Below are 11843 nucleotides of genomic sequence, written 5' to 3'. Positions count from 1 at the left end.
ACCAACGGACCCATCGACGAACCATCCGCCGCAATATGATGCACAACCACCGCCAACACATACTTGCGCGAGCCCGGGAGATCCGCGATCTCGAACAGCCGCACCCGGAGCGGCACCTCGACGGTCACGTCGAACGGGGTCTGGGCGAGCTCATACACCGCAGCCACAACGTCGGCGGCCGCCACTTCCTCGGGCGTCACGCCGAGCCGCGTGTCGACCGGAAGCACCACCTGCACCGGACCGTCCGGCGTTTCCGGATACACGGTGCGCAACACCTCATGCCGCGCCACCACGTCGTCCAGCGCCTCCGACAGCGCCCGCACATCCAGCTCACCGGTCAACCGCAACGCGAACGGCAGGTTGTACGCCGACAATCCGGCCGTGGTCGCGCCGTCCGCCTGATCGAAGCGGTTGAGGAACCACATCCGCTGCTGCGCCAGCGACAGCGGCAGCGGGTCCGGACGCGTCAGGGTGCCCAGCTCCACGCTGTGCCGGGTGTGGGCCTGCGATTCCACGGTCGCGGCGAGCGCGGCGACCGTGGGAGTCTCGAACAGCGCCCGCACCGGCACGCGGGCGCCGAGGGCAGCGCCCAGCCGGGCCACCACTTGGGTGGCGACCAGCGAGTTGCCGCCAAGGGCGAAGAAGTCGTCGTCCGCGCCGACGCGTTCCAGGCCGAGTACATCGCGGTAGATTCCGGCGACGATCTCCTCGACCGGTGTTGCGGGAGCACGGAATTCGCGACCGGTGTACGTCGGCGCGGGCAGCGCCCTGCGGTCGAGCTTGCCGCTGGCGTTCAGCGGGAAGGCGTCGAGCGCCACCACCGTGGCCGGAACCATGTACGCCGGAAGGGTTTCCGCGAGCATGGACCGAAGCCGGTCCGGATCGATCTCGTTGCCCGGTGTCGGCACGGCATAGGCGACCAGCTGGTCCCCCAGCGCGGAACCCGTCACCAGTGCCACCGCCTGGCTCACCATCGGCAAGGCCAGCAGCGCCGCCTCGATCTCCCCCAGCTCGATCCGCTGCCCGCGGAACTTCACCTGAAAATCCGTGCGCCCCAGGTACTCCAGCCGGGCGGGCAGCTCGCCCTCGGCGGCGCGCCACACCACGAGGTCGCCGGTGCGGTACATGCGCTCGCCTCCGGCGCCCATACCGCTGCCCGCCCCGGTGGCACCGATATCCCCGAAGGGGTTGGCGACGAACCGGTCCGCGGTCAGGTCGGGGCGTCGCACGTAACCGCGCGCCAGCTGGTCACCGGCCAGATACAGCTCGCCCGGGACCCCGGCGGGTACCGGGCACAGCCTGTTGTCGAGGACGTAGACCCGAGTGTTCCACTGCGGCAACCCGATCGGGACACTCGGCCGCTCCGTCCCCTGCACCGGCCAGTAGGTCACCGAGACCGCGGCCTCGGTCGGGCCGTACAGATTGTGCACCCGCGCATCCGATACCGCACGCAGCGCATCCACCGTCTCGGGCGGCAACGCCTCGCCGATCACGAAGATGTCCTGCAGCGTCGGGCAGGTTCCGGCCTTGGTGTGCGCGGCGAAGACGGACAGCATCGACGGCACGAAGTCGGTCACCGTGACACCGTGGGCGGCAATGGTTTCCGCGACATACACCGGATCGCGATGCCCGTCGTGGGTGGCGAGCACGAGTTCGGCGCCGGTCCGCAGCGGCAGGAAGTAGCCCCACAGCGACACGTCGAACGTCGTCGCCGTCTTCTGCAGATACACATCTCCGATGCCGAGCGGGTAGGCGGCGAGCATCCAGGTGATCTGGTTGTGGATAGCCGCGTGCGAGACCGCCACGCCCTTCGGACGCCCGGTGGAGCCGGACGTGAAGATCACATAGGCGGGGTGCCCGGGGCGCAGCGGGCGCAACAACTCCTCGGGCCGCACCGGGGCGGAGTCGAAGCCGCCGAGATCCATGGCGTCCAGGCGCAACACCGTCGTTTCGACCGGTACCGCGACGGCATCGGCGACCGTGGTCACCACGCACGCCGGTCGGGCGGTGTCGAGAATGTGGGCGATCCGCTCGGCCGGATGGTCGGGATCCAGCGGGACGTACGCCGCGCCCGCGGTAACCACCGCGTACATGCCCACGACCAGGTCCAGGGACCGCCGAATCGCCAGCCCGACCAGCGATTCGGGGCCCACATCGCGCGAAATCAGCAGCCGTGCCAGCTGATTCACCCGGGCGTCGAACTCCGCGTAGGTCAGCTCGGCGTCCTCGCAGGACACCGCGACCACATCCGGATACTGTTCGACCGCGCGGCGGTAGCCGTCCAGGAGCAGCTCCGGCTCGACCGGATAGCGAGTGTCGTTCCAGTCCCGCAGGATTCGCGCGCGCTCGTCGGTGCGCAGCAGGTCGATGTCGCCCACGGGCCGATCCGGGGCGGCGGTGACCGCGTCCAACACCCGCGTCAGGCGCTCGGCGAACCCGGCGATCGTCGCCTTGTCGAAAAGATCTGCGGCATAGGTGAACTGGGCCGCCAGGCCGCCGCGCGCATCGCGCGGCACGACCGTCAGCTGCAGGTCGAACTTGGCGACCGCGCCGTCGAACTCGACCGCGGCGGCGCTGAGTCCGGGCAGTTGCAGGCGCGGCTTGTCCATGTTCTGGAAGAACAACGCCACCTGAAACAACGGATGATGCGCCCGCGAACGCACCGGATCCAACACCTCGACCAACCGCTCGAACGGCAACTCCGCATGCGAGAACGCACCCAGATCCGCCTCCCGCACCACCCCCACCAAATCCACGAACGACACCGACGAATCCACCCGCGTCCGCAACACCAAAGTATTCACGAACATACCGATCAAATCGTCCAACTCACGCTCACCACGACCCGCCACCGGCGTACCCACCGCAATGTCATCGGTAGCCGACAACCGCGCCAGCAACACCGCCAACGCCGCATGCACCACCATGAACAGCGACGCGCCCGAGGCCTGCGCCAAACCCACCAACCTGGCGTGCACCGCGGCATCGATCTCGAACGCGTACTGAGCGCCGATTCCGGAGGCCACCGCGGGCCGGGGCCGGTCCGTCGGAAGGTCCAGTCGGTCAGGCAGCTCCGCGAGAGTCGAACGCCAGTAGGCCAATTGGGTCGCCGCGATCGAATCGGGGTCGGACTCGTCGCCGAGTACGGCCCGCTGCCGCAGCGTGTAGTCGACGTACTGCACCGGCAGCGGCGACCAGGCGGGCTTGGCGTGGTTGCGGCGAGCGAGGAAGGCCACCAGCAGATCTCGCATGAACGGCGCGATGGATGCGCCGTCGGCGGCGATGTGGTGCACCACCACCGCGACCACGTGGTCGTCGGCGCCCAGTCGCGCCACCGCGATCCGCAGCGGCACGTCGGCGGCGACGTCGAATCCGCGCAGCGCCAGCTCGGCCAGCCAGCCCTCGATCTCGTGCTCGGCGAGCGACTGCGGCTCCAGGTCGACCACGGTCTCGTCCATCGACAGGACCACCTGATATCCGGTGCCGTCGACGGCGGGATAGACCGTGCGCAGAGTCTCGTGTCGCTCGATCACGTCGGCGATCGCGGCCTGCAGCGCGGCCACGTCGAGGCGCCCGGTGAGCCGGATGGCGAACGGAATGTTGTTGGCGGCCGAATCCGGATCGAACTGGTTGAGGAACCACATCCGCTGCTGCGCCAGCGAGAGCGGAATATTGTCCGGCCGCGGCATGGGCGCCAGGGGCGGCCGCTCGTCCCCGCCCTCGAGCGTTTCCAGGCGCAGCGCCAGCGCGGCCACGGTGGGCGCCTCGAACAGCAGGCGAGCCGGGACGCGGGCGGAGAGCTGCGCGCCCAGGCGAGCCGCGACCCGGGTGGCGATCAGCGAATTGCCACCCAGGTCGAAGAAGTCGTCGTCGGCACCGATCGGTGTGGCGGGGCCGAGCAGTTCGGCGAAGACGGTCGCGACCAGTTCCTCCCGCGCACCCGACGGCGCCCGGAACTCGCGGGTATGCAGGACGGGTGCGGGCAGCGCGGCGCGGTCCAGCTTGCCGACCGGGGTCAGCGGGATCTCGTCGAGCACCACCACGGAGGTCGGCACCATATGCGACGGCAGTCTGCGAGCGGCCGCGGCGACGATCTCGTCGGTGTCGATCGTCGCACCGGGCGCGGCGTGCACGTAGGACGCGAGAATCGTTGCGCCACCGTCGAGCCGGTGACCGATCGTCACGGCGAAATCTACCGCCTCGTGCGCCGCCAGCACCGCGTCGATCTCACCCAGCTCGATCCGGAAACCCCGGATCTTCACCTGAAAATCATTGCGGCCCAGGTACTCCAGATCGCCCGAGGCGGTCCACCGCACCAGGTCACCCGTTCGATACAGTCGGGATCCGTTGGCGTCGAATGGGTTTGCCACAAAACGCAGAGCGGTCAGGCCGGGCCGTTCATGGTATCCGCGGGCCAATTGCGCGCCGGCGATGTACAACTCGCCGACCGCGCCGTTCGTGACCGGCGCCAGCCGTTCGTCGAGCACATATTCGGTAACCCCGCGAATGGGGCCGCCGATGGTGACCGTATCCCCCGCGGCCAGCGGCGAGCTGATATTGGTCATGATCGTGGTCTCCGTCGGACCATAACCGTTGAAGAACTCCCGGATGCCGTAATCGACCGGAATCACCCAGCGCCGCACCAGATCCGGCGGACACGCCTCACCACCAGCCACCACCACCCGCAAATCGTCCAGCCCCGCCGGATCCACCGACGCCAACGCGGCCGGAGTGATGAACGCATGGGTAACCTCCTCACGAAGCATCAACGCCGCGAGTTCGTCACCCCCATACACCGACGGCGCGACCACCACCATCGCCGCCGCACCACCCACCGCCAACAACAACTCCAACACCGACGCATCGAACGACGGCGACGCGAAATGCAAAGTCCGAGAATCATTCCCCACCCGATAACGCTCACGCTGCTCATCACAAAAACCCGACAAACCAGCCTGAGTAACAACAACACCCTTCGGCTTCCCCGTCGAACCCGACGTATAAATCACATACGCCGGATGCTCAGCACGCAACGGACGCAGCCGATCGGCATACGTGACCGGATCGGACGGGAACCGCGCAAGCTCCGCGGCGACCTCGGCGGCGTCGATGGCCAGCCACTCCACCTCACCGGGCAGCTCGGCGCGCACCTCGTCGACGGTCAACCCCAGCACCGCGTGCGCGTCGGCGACCATATGCGCCACGCGCTCCGCCGGGTACTGCGGATCCACAGGGACGAAACCCGCCCCCGCCTTCGCCACCGCCCACACCGCGACCACCGAATCCACCGACCGCGGAACCCCGACCGCGACCAAATCCTCCGGCCCCACCCCACGCCCGATCAACAAACGAGCCAACCGCGTCGACCGCTCATCCAACTCCGCATACGTCAACTCCACCAGCGTCGCCGACGCATCGGCGAACACCACGGCGGTCGCGGTCGGGTCGACCTCCACGGCGGTAGCCAGCAGCTGGGGCAGCGTCGTGACGCGCGGGCGGCGGGTGCGAACGGGGCGGACTCGGGCCGGGCGGGTCATGCCGTTACCGCTTTCGAAGCCGCCTCGTGCTGCCCGACCACCCGAAACACGTCTATTTCACCCTGCCTGCTGTTGCTCATGCGCCTGCGCGGCGCCACCCCCTACATCCATCGAACGCGGCCTCGGCGTGTTACGCGACCACGGGAAACTCCGGGACGATGGGGGCGCGCCGCACCGGAATTAGACCATTGTCGGGCACCGGAGCGATACCGGCACGGTGGGGCGCGCAGCCCCGGTCAATGACCGTCCGGGGCGAGCAGTGCGGCCAGCGCCGGGCCGATCTCGGCCATGGCCGCCGGGCCCGCCAGCTCCTCGTGGCGCACCGCCACCGGCCGGTCGACGACCGCGCCGTCGACGTACGGCTCCCAGTCGGCGGCGGCCAGCCCGCGCGCGGCATTGCTCTCGTCGGCCGCGGCGCGGAAGAACTGGACGGTGCCGTGGAAGACGGCCGGGCGATGCTCGGCCACCAGCTCGGCCGAGCGCACCGCGCTGCGGTAGATGCGGCGCACCCGCTCGGGCGTCAGGGCGACCAGGTCGGCGGGGATCGTGGCGTGCAGCGCGGCCAGTGCCTCGTCGCCGAGTTCGCGCAGCTCGCCCGGCGGCAGCGCGTCGGCTCCGATGCCGAGTTCCGCGAGGGCGTCACGCACGGCGGTGTGGAAGTCCGCGACATCCAGGCCCGGATAGCCGTCCAGGATGGCCAGCAGCGACACCTGCGCACCGGCCGCCTGTAGTTCGGTCGCGACGATATGCGCCAGGACCCCGCCCAGCGACCATCCCAGCAGCCGGTACGGGCCGTGCGGCTGCACCGACCGGATCTCCTCGACGTACCGCAGCGCCATGTCCCGCAGCGATTCGGGAACGTAGTCCTCGGCCAGCGCGGGCGACTGCAGGCCCCACAGGGGTGGCGAAAGGTACTGGGCCAGACCGGAATACGCCCAGGCGAGCCCGTACATCGGATGGATGCAGAACACCGGGTCGCCCTCGCCGGAGCGCAGCGGCAACAGCACGCCGAAGGCCGAATCGTCCTGTCCGCCCGGGGGTTGCGTGTCGATGCGGCGCGCGATCCCGGCCACCGACGCGTCGGTGAAGAACCATGCCACTTCGGCCCGCGCCCCCGTGGCGTCGCGCAATCGCGCGACCGCGCGGGTGGCGAGCAGGGAATTGCCGCCGAGCGCGAAGAATTCGTCGTCGGCCCCTACCGTGTCCGCCCCCAGCAACTCGGCGAAGACGTCGGCCACTGTCTGCTCGGTCGCGGTCTCCGGAGCCCGGAAAGTGGTGCCGCCGTGGAATTCCGGCGCGGGCAGGGCGCGCCGGTCGAGCTTGCCGTTCGGGGTTAGCGGCAGCGCGTCCAGCACGGTGATCGCGTCGGGCACCATATATCCGGTCACGAAGTCGGCGACCTCGGCGCGCAGGCCGGTGGGATCCGGCCGCGAATCGCCGTCGCCCACCACGTATCCCACCAGCCGGTCACCGGCCTGTGGATCGGTGTGCACAACCACCACCGCCTGCCCGACGCCGGTGCAGCGCAGCAGCGCCGCCTCGATCTCGCCCGGCTCGATACGGAATCCGCGCAACTGCACCTGCTGATCGCTGCGCCCGGCGTACTCCAGGTCCGGGGCCGGGCCGGTGCGCCGACGTCCCACGTCACCGGTGCGGTACAGCCGGGATCCGGCAGGTCCGAACGGATTCGCGACGAACCGGGTCGCGGTGAGCCCGGGACGGCCGAGATAGCCGCGCGAGAGCTGCTCACCGGCGACGTACAGCTCGCCGGGCACCCGCTCGGGGACCTGGTGCAGGCGCTCGTCGAGCACGTACGCCCGCAGGCCGGGCAGCGGGCGCCCGATGACTCCGGCGGAGTCGCCCAGCGCGGCGTCGTCCAGCTCGAGGAACGAGACGTGGACCGTGGTCTCGGTGATGCCGTACATGTTGACCAGCCGCGCGTCACGGTGCCGCTCGCACCAGGGCACGAGCCGCCGCACGTCCAGCGCCTCACCGCCGAAGACGATATGGCGCAGCGCGAAAGGCTCCGGCGCCGCGGCCCGGTCGGCCGCGATCAGCTGGTAGAACGCCGACGGCGTCTGATTGAGCACCGTGACGCCCTCGCGGATCAGCAACTCCCGGAACTGCTCCGGCGAGCGCGAGGTCAGGTAGTCGACGACGACCACGCCGCCGCCGGAACTCAGCGCGCCCCACAGCTCCCACACCGAGAAGTCGAAGGCGAAGGAGTGGAACATCGTCCACACATCGGATTCGCCGAAGCCGAACAGCGGCCGCGCGTTGGCCAGCAGCTGCAATACATTTCGATGCGCGACGCCGACGCCCTTGGGCATGCCGGTAGACCCGGAGGTGTAGATGACGTAGGCGAGGTGATCCGGCCGCAGGGGTGCGAGCCGATCCCGATCGGTCACCGGGGCGTCGTCGAGATCGGGCAGCTCGTCGAGCGTCAGGACCGGAATCTCGGTGTCCGGCAGTGCCTCCCGCTCCTGCCCGGTGGCGATCAGGCAGGCCGGCGCCGCGTCGGACAGCAGGAAGCGCAGGCGCTGTGCCGGATAGGCCGTATCGATCGGCAGGTACGCGGCCCCCGCCTTCAGCACGCCCAGCAGCGCGACCGGAAGGTGCTCGCCGCGCGGAACCGCGACGGCTACCAGCGATTCCGGACCCACGCCCCGCGCGATGAGCGCCCGGGCGACGCGGTTCGCGCGTCGGTCCAGCTCGCCGTAGGTCAGCGTGGCGTCACCGGCGCAGATCGCCGTCGCCTCGGGGCGGCGGCGCACCTGTTCGTCGATGAGCGCGACGAGCGTCGGTTCGGTCGCGGTGCGCGGTGCGGCGAGAGGTGTATTCCACCGGCGCAGTGTCCGATCGCGGTCCTCGCCGGTCAGCAGCTCGATATCGCCGACGACCGCGGCGGAGTCGGCCAGCGCGGCGAGGACTCGGCGGAAGTGCTCGGCGAACTCCGACACGGTGTCCGCGTCGAACAGGTCGGTGGCATACGTCAACGCGGCCGAGATGCCCTGTGCCGCACCGGATTCGTCGACGCGTTCGGCGAGGGTGACCTGCAGGTCGAACTTGGCCGGTGGCGTCGCCGCGGCCACCCCGGAGACGGTGAGGCCGGGCAGGCGTAGGTCGGTGGGCGCCAGATTCTGGAATGTGAGCATCACCTGGAACAGCGGGTGCCGACTCGCCGAGCGCACCGGGTCCAGCAGCTCCACCAGCCGTTCGAACGGCACGTCCGCGTGGGCGAAGGCGGCGACATCGGTGCGGCGCACGGCACGCAGCAGCGCACCGACGGTGGCGCCCGGATCGACCTCGGTGCGCAGCACCAGCGTGTTGACGAACATGCCGATCAGATCGTCCAGCGCGGCGTGACCGCGACCCGCGACAGGGGTGCCGATCGCGATGTCCCTGGTGCCCGACAGCCGCGCGAGCACCACGGCCAGCGCGGTGTGTACGACCATGAACAGCGTCGAATGATGGTCGCGGGCAATCCGGTTCAGCTCCGCGTGCAGATCGGGATCGATCTCGAACTCGAGCGTGGCCCCGCGGTAGGACGCCGCGTCGGGCCGGGGGCGGTCGGCCGGGAGATCCAGTTGCTCGGGCAGGGCCGCCAGCTCGCGCCGCCAGTGCGCCACCTGCTGTGCCAGCAGCGAATCCGGGTCCTCCTCGGAGCCGAGGGCGCGACGCTGCCAGAGCGCGTAGTCGGCGTACTGCACCGGAAGCGGCGACCAGGCCGGTGGCTCGCCGCCGCTGCGAGAGCCGTAGGCCAGCATCAGGTCCCGGGTCAGCGGTCCCATCGACCAGCCGTCGGCGGCGATGTGGTGGGCGACGAAGACGAGCACGTACTCGTCGGGAACAGCCTGTGCCGCCACCTCTTCCGGTGCCGGGCACAGCAGGGCGATTCGGAACGGCACCTCGAAGGTGACATCGAAACCCTGTGTCATCACCCGCTCCACCGCCGCGGCGAGATCGGCGGCGGGCACCGACGTCGGCGTCACGTCGATATCGATCGCGTGCACCGGCCGGATCTCCTGCACCGGGCCGTCGCCGGTCAGGGGGTAGACGGTGCGCAGAATCTCGTGGCGCGCGACCAGGTCGCCGACCGCTTCCCGCAGCGCGGCGAGGTTCAGGGCGCCGGACAGCCGGATGGCCGCGGGGATGTTGTACACGGCCGCGGCCGTGTCGAATTGGTTGAGGACCCACATGCGCTGCTGCGCGAACGACAGCGGGATGTGGTCGGGGCGCGGCTGCGCGGTCAGGGGCGGCAGTGCCGTTCCCACGGACTGCTCGGCGGCCACGGCCAAGGCGGCCACGGTCGGCGCCTCGAACAGGCTGCGCACCGAGACCCGGGCGTCCAGGGCCGCGCCGATCCGCGCGGCGACCTGGGTGGCCAGCAGCGAGTTGCCGCCGAGGGCGAAGAAGTCGTCGTCGACGCCGACGCGTTCCTTGCCGAGCACCTCGGCGAACGTGCCCGCCACGATCTCCTCGATCGGGGTCGACGGCGCGCGGTAGACCGCGGTCTCGAACTCCGGGTCCGGCAGCGCCTTTCGGTCCAGTTTGCCGTTCACCGTGAGCGGCAGTGCCGCCAGCACCACGAATGCCGACGGCACCATGTAGGACGGAAGGGCGGCGCTCAGTGCCGACTTCGCCTGTGCCACATCGAGTTCGCCGGTACTCGCGACCAGGTAGGCCACCAAGCGGTCGCCGCTGCGTCGGTCCCGCTTCGCCAGCACCACCGCCTGCCCGACATCCGGCAGCGCCAGCAGCGCGGCCTCGATCTCGCCCAGTTCGATGCGGAAGCCGCGGACCTTCACCTGGAAGTCCGTGCGGCCCCGGTACTCCAGCTCGCCGCCCGCGTTCCAAGCCGCCAGGTCCCCGGTGCGATACATCCGCGCGCCGGGCACGCCGAACGGGTTGGCGACGAAGCGGTCCGAGGTCAGGTCAGGACGGCCGAAGTAGCCTCGGGCCAGCTGCGCCCCCGCCAGATACACCTCGCCGGAGACGCCCGCGGGCACCGGGTGCAGGCGCGAATCCAGCACGTACACCTGGCTGTTCCACTCCGGCACGCCGATCGGCACCGATACCTGATCGGCATCGGTGACCGGATGGTTGGTGATCGAGACCGCCGCCTCGGTGGGGCCGTACAGGTTGAACAGGTCGATATCCGGATGCGCCGACCGGAACCGCTGCGCCAGCGCGCCCGGCAGCGCCTCGCCGATCGCCAGTACCCGCCGCAGCGACTTCCACAGCGCCACTACGGAATCGGATATGCCCAGCCGCTCGGACGCCTGCCGCGCGCCGGGCACACGGTAGGCGTCGCCGGGGCCGCGGGCGGCCGCGTCGGCCAGCAGCGCGTCCAGCATCGACGGCACCACGTGCAGCGTGGTGACCGATTCTCGGGCCATCAGCTCGTTCAGGTAGCCGGGGTCGCGGTGCCCGTCCGCCGCGGCGATCACCAGGCGCGCACCGGACACCGCGGCGGACCAGAGCTCCCAGACCGACAGGTCGAAGGTGGCGGCCGTCTTCAACAGCACGGCATCGTCGGGGTGCAGGCCGAATTCCGCCTTCTTCCAGAGCAACTGGTTGACGATCGCGCCGTGCGACACCGCCACGCCCTTCGGGCGGCCCGTCGAACCCGATGTGAAGATCACGTAGGCCGTGTTCGAAGGGCGCAGCGGGGCAAGGCGATCCGCATCGGTCAGCGATGCGCCCGGCAGATCAGACAACTCCAGCTCGTCGAGCAGGACGACCGGACAGGCTGTTTCGGTGGAGCGGTCGGCAACTGCGGATGTCGACAAGACGCACACCGGAGTCGCGGTCTCCAGGATGTAGCCCATCCGATCCGGGGCCTGATCCGGATCCACCGGCACATAGGCGCCGCCCGCGACCGATACCGCGTACATGGCGACCACCAGGTCCACGGAGCGGCGCAGCGCCAGCGCCACCCGCGACTCCGGTCCGACGCCGAGTGCGATCAGATGCCGCGCAAGGCGATTCACCCGTTCGCCCAGTTCGGCGTAGGTGAGCGTGACCGGTTCGTCGGAGTCGGCGACCAGCGCCACCGCATCCGGGTACGCCGTGATGCTGGCGGCGAGCAGCGCGTCCAGGGTGTGCAGGGCGCCGCCGTCCGCCCCGATGGCGCTCAGCGCGCCCGAATTCAACGGATATCCCGTGGCATTCGGGGCGACGAGGACGCGGTTGCGCTCGTCGCGGTCGAGTATGGGCAGGTCGCCGACCGCCGTGGTCGCGTCGGCGATTACCGCGGACAGTATGCGCGACAGCCGATCCGCGAAACCCGCCACCGTCGACGCA

General features: G+C 70.1%; 1 protein-coding gene and 1 pseudogene. Both read right to left on the bottom strand.

The features are described 5' to 3' along the window. Nucleotides 1-5537, bottom strand: a 5537-nt coding sequence (locus ACYVLQ_RS07860) for an amino acid adenylation domain-containing protein (protein ID WP_460696727.1), incomplete at its 3' end; no start/stop codon positions are given. Between the two features lie 236 nt (nt 5538-5773). Next, nucleotides 5774-11836: pseudogene (locus ACYVLQ_RS07855) on the bottom strand (amino acid adenylation domain-containing protein); the annotation flags it as partial. Between the last annotated feature and the right edge of the window lie 7 nt (nt 11837-11843).

It is taken from the genome of Nocardia thraciensis (assembly GCF_054782435.1).
Note: the sequence above shows the minus strand (reverse complement) of the source record. Positions and strands in the feature narration are given on the sequence as shown.